The organism is Roseiflexus sp. RS-1 (assembly GCF_000016665.1).
Classification (GTDB): domain Bacteria; phylum Chloroflexota; class Chloroflexia; order Chloroflexales; family Roseiflexaceae; genus Roseiflexus.
Genome location: NC_009523.1, coordinates 2,218,332 through 2,239,140, shown reverse-complemented (window position 1 = coordinate 2,239,140; position 20,809 = coordinate 2,218,332). Strand labels below are relative to the sequence as shown.

Here is a 20,809-nt window from a genome sequence, read left to right as displayed (position 1 = left end):
ACACGGGGAGAAGGGGGAGTCAGGCGTCCTGATGGCTGAAACGGGCGATGGCACGCAGGGGTGTGCCAAAACATCTACCCCTGTGAGGGTCAGGGGTCAGAGGTCAGGGGTTAAACTGAGAACCGAGAACCAGGAACCGAGAACCAGGAACCGAGAACTGAGAACCAGGAACCAGGAACCAGGAACCAGGAACCAAAAACTGAGAACCGGGTTCAACCTTCAACCCTCAACCTTCAACCCTCAACCTTCAACCCTCAACCCTCAACCCTCAACCCTCAACCTTCAACCCTCAACCTTCAACCTTCAACAACATACACCACGAACTCGCCTGCTTCGATCCGTGTGGCGTGCTGGTCGAGGTATGCGCGCACATCCGGGGAAGCGAGCGCATCGCCATGCGCCGGCAACACAACGTAACGAATCGGGTGCCGATCCAGGTAGCGCGCGAAATGATCGGCATTCTCCATAATGTTCCGCTGAAATGTCTCATCGAACTCGAACCACGTCGCCGGTTGGCGCGCATACAAAATGGTATGCCAGTACGCCTCGGTCAGCACATAGCCGCGTGGTTGTTCGCGCAACACCTGCCAGACCGGCGCATACTCGCGGAGGCGCGCCCCCTCGACGGCATGGTATCCGATGGCAACCAGATTGATGACAGTAAACAGGGTGATCAGATAGAATGCAACCCGCCGACGCCAGGGGATCGTCAGGCGCGTGATGCCAGCGGCAAACAACAGCGCGAGTGGCGGAAGCGCGGGAATGACAACCCGCGGACTGTTTCCAGAACCAGGCGTCGCCGCATACACCAGCAGCACGACGATTCCCAATCCGAGCCATGCCAGCAGCACCGCCAGAATACCGGCAGGAAATCGTCCGCTGCGCGCACCGGAGGCTGCAACAGCACCGATGACCGCCAGGGTCAATAGTGCACCATACCACGGAATATAGAACAACAACTCGAGCATCTGCGGCGCCACCAGGCTGAACTGCTGTAGCGACAATCCGCCTGTCGGCGTGCGCTCACCCTGACCAAGATAGTGGTACCAGACCCATGGCGACGTTATCATCGCCGGAGTGATCAGCGCAGCCACTGCATGCGTTCCAGAGAACGGCACAGCGAACTCCTCACGGTGCAACCGTCGTGCAATCATCAACCAGAGAGCAGAGATGCCAATGATGCCAGAATAGATCAGCAGCAGGTCCAGTTTCATCAGGATCGCCAGAGAGCCGAGGATCACGGTTGCCACCGTGCGCCCGCGAACATGCGCCAGCACGGCTGCTGTCAGCGCCAGTGCGGAGAGCGCCTCGGTATAGGCAACCGTCGCATAATCTCGAAAGAGAGGGAAACAGGCAAGAAACGCTGCTGCAATCAACGCCTCTCGTCGTGTCAACCAGAGACCTGCCAGCCAGTAGGTGAGGATCACCACTCCGGCGCCTGCAAGCGGAACAACCAGATGCAACGCCGTGTACGAGCGCGTCATCGCCCAGGCAAGAGCAAAAACCAGTGGCGGAACCGGACCCCACCAGCGATGCAACCCTCCCTGCGGGAACCGATAGAGCGCCAGCGGCGCCAGCGAGGGCGGATCGGGCGGAAAACCCTTGATCCGTTCGTAGGTATCCGGCGCACCCAGGAGAAATGCCGGATTCTCAACGGTCAGGACTCCCCAATGCATATTCCGCGGCGCATCGCCATACTGCGGTCCCGTGAGCAGTTGCACCAGCGCGAATTGACCCGCCAGCAACGCCAGAATAACCGTGCGCGAACCGATTATTGCGCGAATGCGAACATACCAGGAATGGCCAACCTTATTCGATGGGGAAGAGCTGGCATGGTTCATTGTCGTTCATTTCCCCCAAGACCGCTAAGCGCTTGCATCGGGTATCGTTCCGCTCCCGCCGCCCCCTGTATGAGCGCAGCGCTGCTGCGCCTCTTCATCGCCCCGCGCCGCCGCCCCCTGTATGAGCGCAGCGCTGCTGCGCCTCTTCATCGCCCCGCGCCGCCGCCCCCTGTATGAGCGCAGCGCTGCTGCGCCCCTACGTCGCGCCCCACCTATGATACACTACTCATATCATGACCATTCTAGAAAAGGATATACCGATAGATATGGACCTCCCGATCATCATCATTGGCGGCGGGCTTGGCGGACTATCCGCCGCCATTCACCTGGCAGCGCGCGGTCGGCGCGTGGTTCTGCTCGAAAAAAACGAACGGGTCGGCGGCAAACTGAACCTGGTCGAGGCGGATGGATTTCTGTTCGATACCGGTCCCTCGCTGCTGACAATGCCCTGGGTGTTACGGTCGGTCTTTACTGCCGCAGGGCGACGCATGGAGGAAGCGCTGACCATTACGCAACTCGAACCCATCTGCCGGTACCGCTGGCCCGACGGTGCACGGTTCGACGCTCACCAGAATCTGCCACGCCTCATCGAGGAAATCGAACGGATCGAACCGGCGGATGTTTCGGGGTTTCTCCGCTTTCTTGCCTACGCTGAACGGATTTATCGGGCGGCGGAAGGACCATTTTTGCTCCGACCCTTCGACGGGATCCGAAGTCTGCTCACGCCTGAACTCTTCACCGGAACGTTGCAGATCGACCCCTTCCGCACGGTCGATCAGGCAGTCAGCAGTTTTTTCCGCAGCCGGTATCTGCGCCAGGTATTCAATCGCTATGCATCGTATAATGGATCATCGCCATTTCGCGCACCGGCAACGTTCAACCTCATTCCTTATGTCGAGTTTGCTCAGGGTGCGTGGCATGTTTCTGGCGGAATGTATCAGATCGCACGCGCACTCGAACAACTGGCGCGTGAACTGGGGGTCGAAATCCGCGCCTGCACACCTGTCGAACACATCGAGGTCAGCAACAATGCCGCAACCGGCGTCATCCTGGCTGGCGGTGAGCGACTTGCTGCCTCCCGGGTGATTGTCAATGCCGACCCACGCTACGCATATGCAACGTTGTTGCCCGGACATGAAAAAACCGCCGCACGCCTTGCACAGCTGGAACTATCGTACAGCGGATTCGTGCTATTGCTGGGGATCAATCGCATCTACCCCGACCTGGCGCACCACAATATCTTTTTCTCTTCCGACTATCGCGCCGAATTTGCCGCCATCGTCGATATGCAGGTTCCCGCACCCGATCCAACAATCTACGTTTGCGCAGCATCAGTAACCGATCCGCGCCTGGCGCCTCCCGGTCATATGAACCTGTTCGTTCTGGTCAACGCCCCGGTGCTCAATCCGCGGGTCAACTGGGCACGCGAAGCGCAGGGGTATCGCAATCTGATCCTGCACAAACTCGAGCGCATGGGACTGGAGAACCTGAGCCAGCATATCGTCATCGAGCAGATCTGGACGCCAGAAACGATCAATCAACGCTACAACGCGCCGGGGGGATCGATCTATGGACTGGCATCGAACAATCCGTGGACAGCATTCATGCGTCCGCCGCTGCGCGCCCGTGACGTGCGCGGCGTCTACTTCGTCGGCGGCGGGACCCATCCCGGCGGCGGCATTCCACTGGTACTACTTTCCGGGCGCGCCGTCGCCGAGCGTGTCATGGCGGATTCCGCCTGACATATCGTTAAGAAACGATTTAAGAACCTCTTGACTTATGGCGCATGAATGCTATCATGCAACCAACACCCCAGGGAACGAAAAGGATAACTGGACGTTGACAAACGGATCGATGATCCTGTACAGCAAGCGGCGCTTCCCACAGGTGTCGGGATGACGGGGGCGACCGTAAGTCGAGGGAAATGGCATAGTATCAGCGCCATGGAGATCGACAGGCAAGCGCCGGATGTTTGATGAAACACCGGATGCTGTGTGAGCTGGCACAGGATTCCAGCGGTAAAGCTCGCACCATCGCAGGGGGAATGAGAGGCGAGGTGCGTTGCGACCCCGACAGAGGAGCTGGCCGTCTGCAAAGCGCTGTCGCGGTAGCCGGGCGGTAGATCCAGGAGTTGAGAACCAGAGCCTTTTCAGATACCCTGGGGTATTGCTTTGCTCTCTAACCTGTGCAGCATCTGCTGTGCAGGTTTTTTTATTTTGCAGAGCGTTTCTCGTAAAGGTTGATTCGATGCTATAGCAATCTTTGTGAGAACTGCCATAGAGCCTATCCGAATTGGCGACGATGACCGCTATCGTCACAATCTCGGAGTCGGAAACCCTCGCTCGCACATCACTGCGATGACCCGGCCGTTCCATCAGCGCGTCAATCACGACAAAGGCGGTTATCATCCAAGTGGTGTCCATGTCTCGCTTCAACGGAGAGAGAAAGCGCGCACCGCGCCGACCGGTTTGTGCGCGCTGCGTGCTGCAAAGACTCGCCTCAATTCAGGGTTGTTCCCTGATAGACAGTGCTCTGCCATCGTTATAGACTCCGGGTGTCAGTGACGCTCGCAGAGAGCAGGGTGGCGACGGATGACGCCCTCTGTTCCCTGAGGGAGGAAAGGAGGCCTGTTGTGTCCGCTCAGCGAGCACATTACGCTTTGGGGATCGTACTGCTTATTGTTGCCACGATAGTAGCAGGCATTACTGCAACTGCAACCTCTGCTACAACTGAAGCCGAGCCATTTTATAATCGCCTCATGTTGATGGCTGCCCAGGGTGACAAGCGCGCCCAAGACTTTGTGCGGCTTGTAGATGCTCTTGTGACGCGTCAGGGCTCACCTGGCGTTGTGAATGAGCGACGGGTAGAACACGTCACTCGTATTGGGGACTTACAGATTGAGGCAGTTGGACTTGAACCGTTTTACTTGAAGCTCTACAACAATATAACATTTCAATCCCACGAGCAGATCCGCGAGTATATCGCTATGAGAGAGCAGGCGCTTGCAAACGTCGTTTCAAGCAATCCCTCTGGCACTATCGAGGTGTCAATCTCCCTTCAGGAGTACACCCCCTTAAGCGATGTACTGCAGTTGAAGCGCAAGTACAATCTCGATATCGATGAAATGACGCTTCATCTGTTTGTCGATGGAGAACGCCACAGCGTATTGTATGTGAGCGACCCGACAGAGCCAGATGATCGGCGCATCGTTGATTTCGATGCCTCTGTAGATCAGTTCGAGGAGCAATTGTGGCAACTACTTCCCGCACCTGTTTTGGAGAAGAAGGGAATTCATGCGCAAAACACCTCCTTCAAAGTCTCCTGGCTACGAGGTACTTTACCTGCAACTGATGCTTCACTGCTGAGTGATCAGCAAGCCATCATGCTTGTTGATCCGATAAGCGACATTCTCGATACGTATAAGGATCGAGCAGTAGAGGTTCGTGTGGTACAAGTCCCAAACTTATTAGCAGCTATTGAGACGGTTGAAGGACTTTCGCGACTGAGTCCCCAACTTCCTCAGCCTACACCTACGCCACTGAAGGATGAAAAGTGAATGTCTACACACAGTGCCATAACTTTACGAGGGGCTCGAACAGTAAGAGCGTGATCAAAAACTAAAACCTCGGATAAAGCCTATTCAGGAGCATTGCAATAGAACCGAGATAAAGAAAGGCTTCGCTTGATTCTGGGTTGCGGTTGTTGCGGCGAATAATTATTCGCCGCAACAACCGATTGCGTCCCGCCCACGCAATCGAGCGTTCTACCACCCATCGCTTCGGGATGACCGCACATCCCTTTTGTCCAGGCGGTTTTTCGATGACATTCAGGCGTATCGTCGTGTTCTGTTGCATCCATTCATTTAACCCTTGTTTGTAGCCTTCATCCACCCGAATTTCTTGCATCCGAGGAAACGATTGATGATGCGCGGCCAAAAGCCACTCCGCGCCTTCGGTATCAGAAATGTCTGCCGGATGGACGAGCACGCGCAGCAAGAACCCATTTGTATCAACCCAGCATTGCCGTTTGCGCCCATTGACCTTTTTTTCCCCCATCGTCGCCGCGTTCTCCGCCTGCTTCGGTCGTTTTGACGGATTGGGAGTCCAGGACGCTGATGGACGGCTCCGGGTCGCGATTCAACGCTTGTCGCGCCAGTTTGCGCAAGGTATTATTGATTTTGATGAATGTTCCATCACGATTCCATTTGTCGAAAGAGGAGCGAACCGAACTCATTGGCGGAACATCTTTTGGACGCATGCGCCATTGACAGCCCGTGCGATTTTTGGAGCGCAGCGCGTTGACGATCGCGCGGCGATCAATGTCGGTCGGACGCCCGCCGTTGGGCGACGGGGTGATGACGAGTGGCGCGATGGCGGCCCATTGCGCATCGGTCAGATCGGTCGCATCCTTGGTTGGATAGGATCGACGTGCACGTCGTGGCATACGAGATTGCTCCTCATCAGAACGGCATGGTCGCCATCATGATACCACAAATCCGGTTTTCTGATCGCCCTCTTAGCAGACACGAAGAGCGCGTGTTTAGCCTGTTCATGTCTGCTGTACTCTCGTCACAGACATTCCCCATCCTCGCATCCAACAGCTGAAAGGCCGCCCCGCATGGCGTCTATCGACCGCACGGCTTACTCCGTTTACCGCCGCACCCCGTCGCTCGTCGAGCTGGAGCGCCACTACATCCTCTTAATTTTTAATTTACGGCGCCATCCGCCATCCACCATCGACCACAAGTGTCTGCCCGGTAATGTACGACGCAAGCGGCGATGCCAGGAAGACGATCGCCGCCGCCACTTCCTCTGGCTTCCCGACGCGGCGCAACGCAATGACCCGCTCCCCCCAGGCGCGCATCTCCTCCGGGATTGTCGCCAGTTGCGGCGTCTCGATCAGACCAGGCGCGACCGCGTTGACGGTGATGTTCCAGGGCGCCGCTTCCCGCGCCAGCGTGCGCGTCAACCCCAGCATTCCGCCGGTTGCCGCAGAAAAATCCGCCTGGTGCGGACCGCCTGCCAACCCGTGGAGCGCCGCAACATTGACGATCCGCCCGTAGCGCCGCCGCATCATGCGACGCAACGCCGCACGGCACACATGGTATGCGCCGTCGAGATGCAGCATCAGCGTCTCGTTCCACTGCGCGATGCCGAGCGTTTCGACCGGCATCAGGCGCATTGCGCCAGCGCAGAACACGACAATATCCAGACGCCCGTGCTCCCCGGCGACGGTATCGACCAGTGCATCAACCGACTGCGGATCGCGGGCATCGACCTGGCGCGCCACAACGCTGCCACGCATCCCGCGGCATCTGGCAACGACATTCGCTGCCGCAGCAGCATTCCGGCAGTATCCGGCAACGACCAGCGCGCCACGTTCGGCGAGCATCGCCGCTACCGCTGCGCCAATCGCTCCCGATCCGCCAACAACAATTGCAACCTGATCGGTGAAATCCATCGCTGTCACTCTATGGGGTCTGGTGGAGACAGGAGTTGTACGGTTATCGATGCTATAGTACCACGTCCGATGTGTGCGCGATCATTCGCTCTCCGGTACAATCGGCAGATGGAGGCAGTTCACGAACCGCCTCCACCGGTGTGGAAGTGCAGCATGCGTCGGGCAACACAACACGCTCATCCCCAGGCGACGGTCCTCAGCGCCCCGGAGTTCTATGGTAGAATCAAACGGCTGACACGCATCAAGAGTATCGATCATGCCTGATCTTGTCAGAACGAGTAAATTCCTCAGTCTTATTCTGCGCCACAAGCCGGAGCGCATCGGATTAACGCTGGACGCGAATGGATGGGCAGATGTTGATGATCTGATCCGCCTCGCCAACCAGCACGGCTTTCCGCTAACCCTCTCGCTGCTCGAACGGGTCGTCGCCGAAAACGACAAGCGACGCTTTACGTTGAGCGATGATGGGCGCAGAATCCGGGCGAATCAGGGTCACTCGCTGAAGGTGGATCTGCAACTTTCTCCGTCCCCGCCTCCACACCTGCTCTACCACGGTACTGCTTCCCGGTTTCTCGAGTCGATCAGAGCCGAAGGACTGCGCGCTGGCAGACGTCAGCATGTCCATCTCTCAGCAGACATAGCCACGGCACGACAGGTTGGTCAGCGACACGGCAAACCGGTGGTGCTCGTCGTTCATGCTGCCAGGATGGCGGCAGCCGGGCATCGGTTCTATCTGTCTGCCAATGGAGTCTGGCTGACAGAACGTGTGCCGGTTGAGTTTATCGAGTTTCCGTAATGCTCTGGCTTCCGACAACAGAACCGTCGGTCAGCACCGGGAGAGCGAGACACGACGATACGTGAGGCGATCTGTAATGGTCTTTGAATAATCCGGTATAGCCCGCGCAGGCGGGCTTCGCCCTGGACAGCCGAGGGCTTATGGTCTTTGAGTAATTATTCCGCTCTAGCCCGCGCAGGCGGGCTTTGCCTTGCATAGCCGAGGGCTTATGGTCTTTGAATAAATAATCCGCTATCCGAGACCGACATACGGTACAAGCTTTGGCGAGCCGGTTGCAAATGACGCGAAGAAGGCATCCAGATGGCTGCGCAACTGATCGAGATCCGTCGCCCAGCGATGCACGCGGGTGACCTCCTGACGCATCCACCGCCACAGCTTCTCGATCGGGTTGCACCACGACGCATACGTCGGCAACGGCATCAGTTGGATGGGCCGGCGGACATCTCCAGCCCGGCGCACGGCCCGTCCACTGGGGGTGGCCGGCCCATTGCCAGGACGGGAAAACGCCCAGCGGGTCGTTTGCGGCTCAAGCGCCACCAGGACATCCGGATGACCATGGACCGGCCAATTATCCAGAATGACATCGATGCGCTCAGCCTCAGGATAGGCAGCGCGCCGGTCCGGGAAGAACGGCGCCAGCGTCGCCAGGCCCATCGTCTTCGCCCGCCGGGTGACCACTTGGCCCGTCACGACGTCCAAACTGCCCACGATGCGCAGGTCACCATCGGTCGCCAGACTCCGTTCCGCCCGCACCTGATCGGCGCCTGCCTGTCCATACCCGTTGGCCAGGGTCGGGCGCCGGGTGACCGTGACGTCATCCCGATCCACGGTCACCACCTGGTTGGGGTGCGCGCGGGCATCCTCCACCACGTCCGCAATCTCCTGCAGTTTGGCCTGATCGTGAGGATCAGGGCTAGGCCCATGACTGCGGGCGCGCTGCCAGGTGATGCCCAACCGATCCAGGATGCGGGCGATCCCGCGCAGCGCGGCGTCGCGTCCCCACCCCAACGGGCTGCGGATGGCGTCCAGGGTCCCGCGCGTCTGGGTCAGCCCGCACGGCCGCGGGTCACGGCGGACCAGATGCTCCACCTCAGGAGCCGCCGTCTCAGGGTCATGGCGGTCAGGGGGAACAAGCGGGCGTGCGCCCGCGTCCGTCCCGGATGGGGAGGCTATCGATGCCCTCGGCTTCCCAGCGATTCAGCCAGAGAGAGACGGTTTCCGGATGGCGCGGACGCAGCAAGCGTTCGCGCGCCGTGACAGCGGGCGGCACGCCGGACGCGATGAGCAGGAACGCTGCCGCCCGTTCACGCACATAGGGCTTGGGGGCGTGATCGCGCAGGTCTTCGAGGGTCTCCCGCTCCTCGACGGACACGTGAAGGGTCCGGCGTGCCGGCATCGCAACCTCCTGAGCAAGGCTTGACACGGATGGATATCAGTATAACGGAATATTTTTTCAAAGTCCATTAGCCCCACGGCTCGTTCGGTATAGCGGATTATATTCTCAATCTCCATTACATGGAGGAACCCAATCATGCCTTTACCCCGCATTCGCGTCAGCGCCAACCGACGTTTCCTTATGACTGAGCATGGCGAGCCATTCTTCTGGCTCGGCGATACTGCATGGGAACTCTTCCATCGCCTGAGTCTGCCGGAAGCGGAACACTATCTGGACGTGCGGCGCCAGCAGGGGTTCAACCTCATTCAGGCAGTGGCGCTGGCTGAACTCGATGGTCTGCACACACCCAATGCCAACGGGCACATCCCTCTGGCTGGCGATGATCCGACTCGCCCCAACGAGTTTTATTTCCGGCACGTGGACGCCATCATCCGCATGGCTGCCGAAAAGGGACTCTACATCGGACTCCTGCCCACATGGGGCGATAAGGTTCATGCCCGGTTGTGGGGGATCGGACCGGTCATTTTCAACACCGACAATGCGCGCATCTACGGTCGATTCCTTGGTGAGCGCTACCGAAACGACCCCAACATCGTCTGGATTCTGGGGGGAGATCGCCCTGCCGAAGGGTATGAAGCGATATGGACGGCAATGGCGCAGGGCATCACTGAAGGGTTGGGCTTCAAGCCCTTCTTCACCTATCATCCGATGGGGGGCATGAGTTCCTCGACCACGCTCCATACCGCCGACTGGCTCGATATGAATATGCTCCAGTCCGGTCACCATCTGATGGATGCGCCGAACTGGGAGATGATCCGCGCCGATTATGCGCGAACGCCGGTCAAACCGGCGTTGGACGGCGAGCCAAACTACGAGCACCATCCAGTCGACCCATATACCCGTCTCTGGAAGCCAGAGTATGGTCGCTTTACCGATTACGATGTGCGCAAGCAGGCGTATCGTTCGGTGTTTGCCGGCGCGTGCGGTTTCACGTATGGCAGCCATTCCGTCTGGCAGATGTATGCCCCCAAACATGAGCCGGTCAACCACCCTGCGCCGACGTGGGACGAGGCGATATTCGCTCCTGGCGCGCGCCAGTTGATCCATCTCAAGAATCTGATGCTCTCACGCCCATACTTCACCCGCATCCCCGCGCCTGACCTGCTGCCGGATGTGGCGCCGCTATCGACGCACGTGGAGAAAGATAACCGTGTCAATCCCTTTCGCGCCGCACACCCCGTCGCCACACGCGACAGCGAGGGCGCGTATGGGCTGGTGTACTTCCCGCTGGCGGAGCAGACCCTGACGGTAGACCTGCGCCCATTGCGCGGGCACATCAGGGCATCCTGGTTCGATTCCCGCAGCGGCGGAACCCACCCTATCGGTGGGTATGAACGGAACATCGTAACCTTCACCTCGCCCATCGCCGGACCGGACTGGGTCTTGATCCTGGATGCAGAATCAATGACCCAACTGTAAAGAGAAACGGTAGTTGCCCGGTAGCCCTGCGACTCGTCCGCTATACTGAACATCCCCGCCGTGGGGCCAATGGAGATTGAGAATTGCAGCATTTCTCAGATACGTTGACCGCCATGTCGCACGAGACACCCGTTTCCGGCGAAGTGTAGACCGAAATTATGAAAATTAAGAATATAAACCGGTATTCGCTCCTTGCCGTGGGGCTGATGGAGGTTGAGAATTTAATCCGGTATGCGCCGCGTGCCGTCGGGCTAAAGCCCCCGGCTATGCAAAGCGAAGCCCGCCTGCGCGGGCTATATCGGATTATTTATTCAAGGACCATAAGCCCTCGGCCAGGCAAGGCGAAGCCCGCCTGCGCGGGCTGGAGCGGATTATTTATTCAAAGACCATCATTTCCGGTCGCCGCGTGGGGCGCGCGATGTTCATTGCGGTCGTCCGAGAAGTGTTCAACCTCGTCTGACAGGGTCAACCCCTGTGAGAACTGCGATCATTCTTGAGGCTCCTGCAAAAAGCCATGTCACCAGCGGCGCAGCAGAGTGTATACCTGTGCTATACTTTTCGCACTATCAAATGCCCTGTTGTGTCCGTCATCCTGTGCAACACGCAGACACAACACGTCAGGAGGAGTGGTATGCAGAAGCAGACGCTGATCATGCTTGCGTTCATTGCCGCTTCACTGGTTATGAGCGCATGCGGTGGAGCACCCGCCGCACAACCGACCCAACCCGCTGCACAACCGACCCAACCCACAGCACAGCCAACCCAACCCGCCGCTCAGACCGATGGAAAACTGGCGCAGATCCGGGCAGCTGGCAAACTCATCGTCGGCACCTCAGCAGATTACCCGCCCTACGAGTCGATCGACGAAAATGGCAACTTCGTCGGTTTCGACATGGACCTCATTCGCGCCGTCGGCGAGAAACTCGGCGTTGAGGTCGAGATCCGCGATATGCCGTTCGATTCGCTGATTGCGTCGCTCCAGGAAGGGAAGATCGATGCCGTCATCGCCGCAATGCAGGCGACTGCCGAACGTGAAGAAAAGGTCGATTTCACTATTCCGTACCGCATGACGAAGGATGCGTTCATCGGCGCCGGTAACACGACAATTACCCTGAACAAGCCGGAGGACGCCGCCGGTCTGACGATTGGCGCGCAGACCGGTACAGTGCAGGAGGGTTGGATTCAGAAGAATCTGGTCGCTACGGGGTTGACTCCGGCTGATAAGGTGTTCAGTTATGAGCGCGCTGATCAGGCGGCGCTCGACCTCGCCAGCGGACGCCTTCAACTGGTGTTGATGGATGCCGAGCCTGCGCTGGAACTGGCGAAACAGAACGGCTTGAAAGTCCTGCTCATCACCGAAGAGACTGCCGAAGGCGGGAAGAGCATCGCCATCCCCGAAGGCGCCAGCGATCTCAAGGCGGAACTTGATCGGATCATCCAGCAGTTGATCGACGACGGTACGGTCAAGCAGTTGCAAGATAAGCACGGCTTGCCGTGACAGGCTATGGAATTCGTTCAGGATCTGCTGACGACCTTCAATTTCATCGTTCAGGGATTGTGGGTGACCATCAGCGTTACAGCGGTTGCACTGACAACAGGCGTCGTGATCGGCATCGTTCTGGCAATCGCGCGCGTCTACGGTCACCCCTCTCTCCAGGTCGCCGTCACCGTCTATAGCGTGGTCATCCGCGCTGTTCCGGTCATCGTTATTATTTTCATTCTGTTCTTTGTCATCTCCCGTTACGTCAATCTGTCGCCATTCTGGGCAGGTGCGCTGGCGTTGGGGTTTGCGTCCGGGGCGTATCAAACGGAAATTTTTCGTGGCGCCCTTCAAGCGGTGCAACCCGGACAGATGATTGCCGCACGCGCAATTGGCATGAGCCGACTCCAGGCGATCCAGAGCGTTGTCCTGCCGCAGGCGCTGCGGCTGGCGCTGCCAGCCTGGGGAAATGAGGCAACGCTGGTGCTCAAAGACTCGACGCTGGTGTTCGCCGTGGGTGTGCCGGAAATTCTGCGCCGCGCACAACAGGTCAGCGCACGCACCTTCGAGCCATTCCTCGCCTTTGGCGTTGCGTTGCTGCTCTACCTGGCGTTGACGATGATCACCACCCAGGCGCTGCGATGGCTCGAACGCCGGTATCGGCTACAGATGTGAATGGACGACGAAAGTACACACCAGAGGACCCATGACAGCCCCCATTCTCCGCATCGAAGATGTGCATAAGTCTTACGGCAACCTCCAGGTGCTCAAGGGGGTCTCGCTCACTGTGCAGCCCCAGGAAGTCGTCGTCCTGGTCGGACCCAGCGGTTCGGGCAAGAGCACGTTGCTGCGCTGTATCAACCTGCTCAGTCCACCAACGAAAGGGCGCATCTGGCTCGAGGATCAGGACATTACCGCTCCTGGCGTCAACCAGGATCGGGTGCGCCAGCGGATCGGGATGGTGTTCCAGGAGTTCAACCTGTTCACCCACCTGACCGCACTCGGCAATGTGATGATCGGGCTGACGAAGGTGCGCAAGATGCGCAAGAATGAAGCGCGCGACCTGGCGATGTTCGAACTCGAGCGGGTGGGACTGGCGGATCGCGCTCACTATTATCCGGCACAACTGTCAGGCGGTCAGAAACAGCGGGTTGCAATTGCGCGCGCACTCGGCATGGATCCGCACATTATGCTCTTCGATGAGCCAACGTCCGCGCTCGACCCGGAGTTGACCGGCGAGGTGCTGGCGGTGATGCAGAAACTTGCCAGCGAAGGCATGACGATGATCGTCGTGTCGCACGAAATGGGATTTGCCCGCCAGGTTGCCGATCGGGTCGTGTTTATGGAAGGGGGCGTGGTGGTGGAAGAAGGACCGCCGCAGCGCATGTTTGAACAAGCGGTTCATGAACGCACCCGCGCATTTTTGCGCACCATCGAATACATGCGGCATGCACCATAAGCGTCCGACGCTCATCTCTTGTATCATACGATGAACGATATTATCGATCTCCTGGGAAAAGTAACGCCCGACCTGTTGCAGGGCACCGTTGTCACACTCCAGATTGCGGCGGTCTCGCTGACGCTGGGGATGATCATCGGGTTGCCGGTCGGCGTTGGGCGGGTGTACGGACCGGGGTGGGTCCAGCGCATTCTTGGCGCATATGTGACCCTTTTTCAGGGAACGCCGCTGCTGATCCAGTTGTTCATGGCGTACTATGGTCTTCCCGATATCGGGATCACGCTGGGACGCCTGCAGGCGGCTTTTCTCACGCTGGGTCTCAACAGTGCCGCATATCAGGCGGAGTACCTGCGCAGCGCATTGCAGTCGGTCAGCGAAGGACAGATGACCGCTGCACGAGCGCTCGGTATGAGCAAATGGCAGGCGATCTGGAGCATCATTCTGCCGCAGGCGGTGCGCCTGGCGTTGCCTGCCTGGTCGAACGAAGCGGTTGCCATGCTGAAGTATACGTCGGTGGTGTTTCTGATCGCCGTTCCTGACCTCATGGGTCAGGCGAAGATTCTGTCGAGTCGCTACTTCGCTCCGATCCAGATTTACCTGATTGTGGCGGTGTTCTACATTGTGCTTGTCGGAATCACCTATCTGATCCTGACCTGGATCGAACGTCGGGTGCGCATTCCTGGATTGACCGGCGGAACGGAATAACCCCGGAGCCGGGATTGCATACCGACGCGCAGTATGATAGAGTAGAAATCGCAAAGTTCTTCCGCGCCCCATCTCACCAGGACGCTCTGCACGATCACCCCGTCACATAACGCAACGATAGCGATAGATTTGCTTTCGCGTTGCAGCGCAGTGCGCAGCGCTGGTATGTGGTTGCCAGCATATCCGTGCTGCGGGTCTCCGCCTGCTGCTCGCACAGAGAACTGTTGAGAACAGACCTGCGCTGGCACTCCTGGTTTCATGCTCTTTATTTAGGAGGAACATCATGCAACACGAACCGCGCATCTCCCGCCGTCAGTTCCTGATTGCCGGGATTGTCGCTGCACATGGATTGTTGATCGATCACGTGCAGCGCACAATTGGATACGCAGTACGCCCCTCAGACGCTGCTCCGGTGGTAACAGCGCGCGTCTACTGCCCGCTGATTGTCGTCGATAAGCGCGACACTCCCCTCACTTCGACGCTATCCCCCGCCGCCACGCCATCTCCCACCGCCACTCTATCCCCTACCGCCACGCCATCCCCCATCGCCACGCCATCTCCTACCACAACATCGGTTCCTCTGCTGCGCCACCACGTCGTCCACACCTACAGCTCACGCGCAACATTCTGGAATTACTCAACCGGCTGGTACGGCGACAGTGTTGACGCGCGTGTGGTTGCCGCCATGGTGGACGAAGGCGTTACCCGCCTGACGCGCACCGCGACGCGCGCTGATGCGTGGGCTGCCCTTCTGCCGCATTATCAACCAGGACAACGGATCGGCATCAAGGTCAATTTCAACAATGCCGACCGCAACGACAACGACAACCAGATCGACGCCCTGATGGACCCGATCAACGCGATTATTGCCGGATTGCTGGCAATTGGCGTTGCGCAGCAGGACATCTGGATTTTCGATGTATCGCACGGTGACCGGCAGGGAGTGATTCCGTTGCGTTTCAAACGACGTTGCGCCTACCCGGATATTCAGTACGCCTCCTATGCCGATGAACATCCCGAACTCGGCTTCAGCACAACCGAAAAGATTCGATTCAATGCCCCGCCGAACGCGCCAATCCCCGATCTGGCGATATGCAATGCGCTCGTCAATCTTCACTATCTGATCAATATGCCGATCATGAAACGTCATGTTGGCGCGGGCATCAGCCTGGGGTTCAAGAACCATTTTGGTTCGATTGATCGCTGCAACGTACTGCACAACTATACCGACATCGGAGCGCGCTTCTATTCCTCCACCTACAATCCGCTGGTCGATATCAACAACCATCCGCAGATCCGGGGGAAAACGGTGCTGACGATTGGCGACGGATTGTTCGGCGACAGGATCAACAATCTGAGTGTGCCGCAACGCTGGCGCACGTTTGGCAATGCTGCGCCCAACAGTCTGTTCTTCTCCCGCGATCCGGTCGCCATCGATTGTGTGATGGCCGATTTTCTGCGCGCCGAGAGCGGTGAAACCCCTTCTGCGGACGACTATCTCCGCCTCGCTGCCGAAGCCGGGCTTGGCGTCTATGAGCGGGGCGATCCCTGGGGAAGCGGGTATAGCCGGATCGTCTACGAGCGTGTCAACCTGACGTAACCGCAGTGCGATCAGGCGTTACCGATGCATTGACACATGCTGATATGTTGTATATCATTCCTCGAATGTTGAACGTTCAACGTTGAACGTTCAGCGCTTAACGTTCAACGTTAGAGTCTCATATGTATCATCGTCCTGCACTGATCGTGATCATCCCGCTCCTGGTCGCCAGCGCGTGTGGCGCATTACCCTTCCCTTCGTCGCCGTCAGGCGCTGCGGGTGATAGAGAACTGGTCGTTGCCGCTGCCGCTGATTTAACGCCAGCGTTCAATGAGATCGGCATGCTCTTCGAGGAGCAGACCGGTATCAAGGTTGTGTTCAACTTTGGTTCGACCGGTCAACTGGCGCAGCAGATCGAACGCGGCGCACCGTTCGACCTCTTCTATGCGGCAAACGAGTCGTTCATCGAAGCATTGAATGACAAGGGATTGGTGATTGCCGATACAATGGAGATCTACGCACAGGGGCGCATCACCATCTGGACACGCCCCGATAGCCCGCTACAACCGACGCGCGTGGAGGATCTGCGCGATCCGGTCTACCGGCGGATCGCGATCGCCAATCCTGAGCATGCCCCTTACGGTCAGGCAGCAAAAGAGGCGCTGGAGCGAGCTGGTGTCTGGGACGCAGTGCAACCGCGCCTCGTCTTCGGGGAGAATGTCGCCCAAACGCTGACCCTGGCAGATACCGGCAATGTTGATGCCGCTATTGTCGCGCTCTCGCTTAGTGTTCAAAGTAACGGCAAATGGAATCTTATTCCCGCAGAGTTGCACCCCGACCATCCACTGCTTCAGATGGCAGCGGTCGTTGCCGGAACGCAGCGTGAAGCGGAGGCGCGTCAGTTTATCGCGTTCGTCAACAGTGCACAGGGGCATGCGATCATGAAGAAGTACGGCTTCATTCTGCCTGGAGAGATCGTCAGTCGATGAACTGGCCCGCTTTCTGGTTGTCACTTCAGGTCAACGCGATTGCAAGCGTCATTATCCTTGTGGCAGGGCTGCTCATTGCCCTGATGCTGGTGCGCACCCGGTTCCGGGGAAAAATACTGGTTGAGACAGTCATTATGCTGCCGCTGGTGCTGCCACCCAGCGTTATTGGCTACTACCTTCTGCTGGCGTTTGGTCGAGGAAGCCCGCTGTTCGAGTGGTTCAATATCCGGATACTGTTCACATGGCAGGCAGCAGTTGCGGCATCGGTAGTGGTGGGCATCCCGCTCATGGTGCAGAGCAGTCGCGCGGCGCTCGCAAATGTCGATCCGGTGCTGGAGAACGCAGCGCGCACGCTGGGCGCAAGCGAACTGCGCATCCTCTGGCGTGTGACGCTCCCCTTAGCCCGGCGCGGCATCCTGGCAGGCGTGATCCTGGGTTCGGCGCGCGCGCTCGGCGAGTTTGGCGCAACATTGATGATTACCGGGAATATTCCCGGTCGCACCCAGACGCTGCCGGTCGCAATCTATGATGCGGTTCAGGCGCAACGCTACGCCGACGCCCATCTGATGGTGCTGGTGATGACCGGGCTGGCGTTTGCCGGGCTGCTGCTGGCGCGTCAACTGGAACCGGCGCCACAGTACCGGCGTGCTGATGATGCTGAGAGCAGCGTATGACTCCGCAACTCACCGTTGATTTCATCAAACGCCTGGGACAAACAACCCTGGAGATGCGCTTCGCGGCGGAGGCGGAAATCCTGGTGCTTTTTGGTCCTTCCGGCGCTGGCAAAACTCAGACGCTCCAGGCGGTCGCCGGTCTCTCGACGCCAGATAGCGGGCAGATTCGCTTCGATGATGCGATCTTCTTCCAGCGTATGCCGGGCAAACCGGTCGTCAACCTGCCGGCGCGAAAGCGGCGCATTGGCTATGTGTTCCAGCAGTACGCTCTGTTTCCACATATGAGCGCACTCGAAAACGTGGCGTTTCCTCTGGGAAGACGGCGTGATGCCAGAGACTGTGCGATGGAGTTGCTGGAACGCATGCATCTGGCGCACCTGGCGCACCGCATGCCGCACGAACTGTCGGGGGGACAGCAACAACGCATTGCCATCGCCCGTGCTCTGGCAACCGAACCGCATATCCTGCTGCTCGACGAGTCGTTCTCAGCCCTTGATCGTCCTGTCCGGGAGCGCCTGCACGAAGAGATTCGCATGGTGCAGGCGGAACGGCGCCTGGTCGTGCTATACGTGACGCATAATCTCGACGATGCCTTCGCCGTCGGGCATCGCCTGGCAGTGGTCCGCGACGGGCGCCTCGAACAGATCGGGCGCATCAATGATGTCTTTACCCGCCCGGCAAATCGTCACGTTCTTGACATTCTTGGCATTCCAAATGCGATGAACGCGCAGGTGATAGAAACCGGACCATCAGGATCGCTGCTCGATTGGGATGGAATCTTCCTGGAAGCGCCGCCGATCAACGCGCCTTTGGGAGCGGAGATCACCGCATACATTCGCCCGGAAGATATTCGCCTCGTCTATCCTGATCGTTCGCTCAGTCGTATGGTGATACACAATCATCTGGAAGGCATCGTGGTCGAGCGACGGCTGGAGCGCCATATGTATCGATTGCGAGTCGCGCTGCCCGACGGTCGTCCGATTGAAGTCATCTACCCGTCGTCGTTGTATGCAACAATGAACCTGACTCCCGGTGAACGTGTGCGCCTCGCGCTGCGGAAGGAAAGTATTGTGGTGATTGCACCGCGAGAACGAGTTTCGCCGCCGATCGGGACGATCCTTTCAGAGCGCGTGCCCGACACAGGTGTTATCGATCCGGCATCGTCGTCACTGACCTGACGTAGCGATCCTCCTCGAATGCGCATCCCCTGCACAGGATCGTTCCATCCAGCGTTACTTCGCGCTCATTGATGATCTCTTCGCCACACCCATGGCATACCGTTCGCGCTCCCGGACGACTGATCAACCGGTCGAGATCCAGGGTCAGTTCGACCCATTGCGCCTCAAGCAGCACATCATCCGGCATGATCCGATAGGCTTCGAGATAAGCGTGCCAGCGACTTTTTGCGCCCGGAGCGTAGTGCCGCGCTTCCGTTCGCGCCTGTGGATGCGGGCGAATTCGCACGGCGCGCCGGGTGCGCGTATCGACAAACGTTGCTGCAACCTTGCCGTGATCGATCAGGCGCATGGTGCGCCGACCCAGCCAGCATCCAGTTGCAGCGCCGACCCCGTCGGCAAAGCATCCATCAGTTTCGACGAATGTGTACAGCCGCTTGTTCTGCTGCGGCAACTCCAGGCCGAGCAATCGTCCCGCCAGAATGCCCATACGTGCACCCAGTACCTGTCGCGGACAGAGATGGCGGTGCAATGCCGCCGAGTGTTCGAGGATGTCATCGAGCAGCGAATTGTTGGGAATGGTCTCGATCATTATCATCACCACAAATATGTATAACCATCTCGAGGAGTGTGCAACTCACTGTGATTCCTGCATCTGATACGTCAGATACTGCGCGCGGAGGTCGCGCACCATCTCCCGACTCTGTTCGAGCCGGAAGAGCCAGTGGCGGGCATGTGCCGTCCACGCCGGATACCGTTCTGTCAGCACCGCCAGGCGCCAGAACTCAGTGGCGAAAAGTTCATCCAGGTGATCCAGGAGCGTCGGGACGAGATCAAACCGGGCGGCGACATCGAAGAGATCGCGCATCATCTGCTTCCGCTCGCGTATCGGCGCCTTGATTCGCAGGCGACGACCGAGCATGCTGATGTCATAACGACTGATGAACATTCCGGCAATATTGGGGATGATCAGGGAGCGCACAATCTGGTTGAGGTCACGTGCACTGTCATCGCCAGTATGCGCAGACAACGCGCCGGCGTCCTCATCCTGCACAGGAGACGGGGTCGGATCAGGGGCGACCCGACGTTCATCGAGCGGAATCCAGAGCGGCAGGCTGGCGCTCCGCTCGAGATCGTTCAGGATCAATTCGAGCGTTACCTGTGCAACAGTGCGGTACAGGGGATGATTCGCCACACGCTCAACCACTCCGAGGAAGACCGGCGCCCAGTGGGCGAGATGGTCGCTCAGGCAGCGGTGCTGATGCGCACGCGCCCATGTCAGTAACGCGGGGTTCTGCTCACGCAGTGCGCTGATCTCGATCGCCAGCAGATACGCCATAAGTCCCAACTGGCGCCCAAGGTGATCCGGCGCGCCAACCGGCGACTCTTCCGCAAACCCGCAATCCTGGCAGAGTTGCGCAAATCGGTTCGCGGCGGCGGTATTCAGCATCAGGTCGTGATCGACGTAGAGCGACTCGTAAGGATATGCGTTGCGCCCGAAAATGTATTCGTACTCGACCTGAAGCTGCTCGAGTCCATCAATCGTTTCAGGCGCTGCGTCCCCCAGACCAGGTATGGTCTGTAGCGTCGCCAGGGTTGACAGTTCTGGCGGATGCAGATAGAGGTGCGCCAGCAATCTGTAGAGGGTCTGTCTGGCTTCTAGAAGTTCTCCACTCTCCATACTCGTCCCTCGTGATATGATACTGGCGACGTATGGACGATATGCGCGTCGCCGGGTTGTTCGACCGGACAGATGCCAGGCTTCCAGAATGGGATGGAAGAGATGCAGCAATCGGCGCGATCGCTGCATCTCTT

The 20,809-nt window shown here is 58.6% G+C and carries 18 protein-coding genes and 1 pseudogene; 12 read left to right on the top strand and 7 right to left on the bottom strand.

The genetic code is table 11. The annotated features are described in order from the left end of the window. Nucleotides 1–296 precede the first annotated feature (296 nt). Nucleotides 297–1,841, bottom strand: coding sequence for a hypothetical protein (locus tag ROSERS_RS09385; RefSeq protein ID WP_011956549.1), 1,545 nt, complete (start codon nt 1,839–1,841; stop codon nt 297–299). 266 nt (nt 1,842–2,107) lie between these two features. Between ROSERS_RS09385 and ROSERS_RS09380 the strand changes: the two genes are divergently transcribed. Together ROSERS_RS09380 and ROSERS_RS09375 are read left to right on the top strand one after the other, a co-directional pair. Beyond that, the gene (locus tag ROSERS_RS09380) at nt 2,108–3,583 is read left to right on the top strand and encodes a phytoene desaturase family protein (RefSeq protein ID WP_041333394.1); all 1,476 of its coding nucleotides are present in this window, start codon (nt 2,108–2,110) and stop codon (nt 3,581–3,583) included. 890 nt (nt 3,584–4,473) lie between these two features. Continuing rightward, entirely contained in the window at nt 4,474–5,397 is a 924-nt protein-coding gene (locus tag ROSERS_RS09375) for a hypothetical protein (RefSeq protein WP_011956546.1), read from the top strand. A 61-nt stretch (nt 5,398–5,458) separates the two neighbouring features. On the opposite strand, the pseudogene ROSERS_RS27360 reads toward ROSERS_RS09375, so the two are convergent. Beyond that, nucleotides 5,459–6,284, bottom strand: a pseudogene (locus ROSERS_RS27360) (IS5 family transposase). Nucleotides 6,285–6,551: 267 nt separating this feature from the next. Then, nucleotides 6,552–7,301, bottom strand: a complete 750-nt coding sequence (locus tag ROSERS_RS09365) for an SDR family NAD(P)-dependent oxidoreductase (protein WP_011956544.1) — start codon at nt 7,299–7,301, stop codon at nt 6,552–6,554. Between the two features lie 256 nt (nt 7,302–7,557). Here ROSERS_RS09365 and ROSERS_RS09360 point away from each other — a divergent pair, with 256 nt between their 5' ends. After that, nucleotides 7,558–8,097 (top strand): RNA 2'-phosphotransferase, encoded by a 540-nt coding sequence (locus tag ROSERS_RS09360; protein WP_011956543.1) that lies wholly within the window; start codon nt 7,558–7,560, stop codon nt 8,095–8,097. A 231-nt stretch (nt 8,098–8,328) separates the two neighbouring features. Here the strand turns inward: ROSERS_RS09360 and ROSERS_RS09355 are convergent, their stop codons facing one another. Both ROSERS_RS09355 and ROSERS_RS26780 read right to left on the bottom strand, forming a co-directional pair. Further along, complete coding sequence (locus ROSERS_RS09355; RefSeq protein WP_232282803.1) at nt 8,329–9,105, bottom strand: transposase; 777 nt, start codon at nt 9,103–9,105, stop codon at nt 8,329–8,331. 112 nt (nt 9,106–9,217) lie between these two features. After that, the gene (locus ROSERS_RS26780; RefSeq protein ID WP_041333390.1) at nt 9,218–9,493 is read right to left on the bottom strand and encodes a helix-turn-helix domain-containing protein; all 276 of its coding nucleotides are present in this window, start codon (nt 9,491–9,493) and stop codon (nt 9,218–9,220) included. 135 nt (nt 9,494–9,628) lie between these two features. On the opposite strand from ROSERS_RS26780, the gene ROSERS_RS09345 reads away from it, so the two are divergent. The 9 genes from ROSERS_RS09345 (at nt 9,629) to ROSERS_RS09305 (ending at nt 18,997) form a co-directional block, all read left to right on the top strand. Beyond that, on the top strand, nt 9,629–10,972 hold the full coding sequence (locus tag ROSERS_RS09345; protein ID WP_011956541.1) for an apiosidase-like domain-containing protein: 1,344 nt from the start codon (nt 9,629–9,631) through the stop codon (nt 10,970–10,972). A 631-nt stretch (nt 10,973–11,603) separates the two neighbouring features. After that, the gene (locus ROSERS_RS09340; RefSeq protein ID WP_011956540.1) at nt 11,604–12,470 is read left to right on the top strand and encodes a transporter substrate-binding domain-containing protein; all 867 of its coding nucleotides are present in this window, start codon (nt 11,604–11,606) and stop codon (nt 12,468–12,470) included. Nucleotides 12,471–12,476: 6 nt separating this feature from the next. Then, the gene (locus ROSERS_RS09335; protein ID WP_011956539.1) at nt 12,477–13,127 is read left to right on the top strand and encodes an amino acid ABC transporter permease; all 651 of its coding nucleotides are present in this window, start codon (nt 12,477–12,479) and stop codon (nt 13,125–13,127) included. Between the two features lie 31 nt (nt 13,128–13,158). Then, the gene (locus ROSERS_RS09330; RefSeq protein WP_011956538.1) at nt 13,159–13,911 is read left to right on the top strand and encodes an amino acid ABC transporter ATP-binding protein; all 753 of its coding nucleotides are present in this window, start codon (nt 13,159–13,161) and stop codon (nt 13,909–13,911) included. A gap of 30 nt (nt 13,912–13,941) precedes the next feature. Next, nucleotides 13,942–14,616 (top strand): amino acid ABC transporter permease, encoded by a 675-nt coding sequence (locus tag ROSERS_RS09325; RefSeq protein ID WP_011956537.1) that lies wholly within the window; start codon nt 13,942–13,944, stop codon nt 14,614–14,616. A 283-nt stretch (nt 14,617–14,899) separates the two neighbouring features. Then, nucleotides 14,900–16,216: a DUF362 domain-containing protein gene (locus ROSERS_RS09320; protein WP_011956536.1), complete on the top strand. Its 1,317-nt coding sequence runs from the start codon at nt 14,900–14,902 to the stop codon at nt 16,214–16,216. A gap of 122 nt (nt 16,217–16,338) precedes the next feature. Beyond that, nucleotides 16,339–17,145, top strand: a complete 807-nt coding sequence (modA, locus tag ROSERS_RS09315) for a molybdate ABC transporter substrate-binding protein (RefSeq protein WP_011956535.1) — start codon at nt 16,339–16,341, stop codon at nt 17,143–17,145. Continuing rightward, nucleotides 17,142–17,819 carry a molybdate ABC transporter permease subunit gene (gene modB, locus ROSERS_RS09310; RefSeq protein WP_011956534.1) on the top strand — a complete coding sequence of 226 codons (678 nt, stop codon included), beginning with the start codon at nt 17,142–17,144 and terminating at the stop codon, nt 17,817–17,819. Before modA ends, modB begins: the two co-directional genes overlap by 4 nt. Continuing rightward, nucleotides 17,816–18,997 (top strand): ABC transporter ATP-binding protein, encoded by a 1,182-nt coding sequence (locus tag ROSERS_RS09305; protein ID WP_011956533.1) that lies wholly within the window; start codon nt 17,816–17,818, stop codon nt 18,995–18,997. Before modB ends, ROSERS_RS09305 begins: the two co-directional genes overlap by 4 nt. On the opposite strand, the gene ROSERS_RS09300 is transcribed toward ROSERS_RS09305, so the two are convergent. Both ROSERS_RS09300 and ROSERS_RS09295 read right to left on the bottom strand, forming a co-directional pair. Beyond that, nucleotides 18,966–19,586 carry an FmdE family protein gene (locus tag ROSERS_RS09300; RefSeq protein WP_011956532.1) on the bottom strand — a complete coding sequence of 207 codons (621 nt, stop codon included), beginning with the start codon at nt 19,584–19,586 and terminating at the stop codon, nt 18,966–18,968. The genes ROSERS_RS09305 and ROSERS_RS09300 overlap by 32 nt on opposite strands. A 45-nt stretch (nt 19,587–19,631) precedes the next feature. Further along, complete coding sequence (locus ROSERS_RS09295) at nt 19,632–20,804, bottom strand: TorD/DmsD family molecular chaperone (RefSeq protein WP_232282802.1); 1,173 nt, start codon at nt 20,802–20,804, stop codon at nt 19,632–19,634. Between the last annotated feature and the right edge of the window lie 5 nt (nt 20,805–20,809).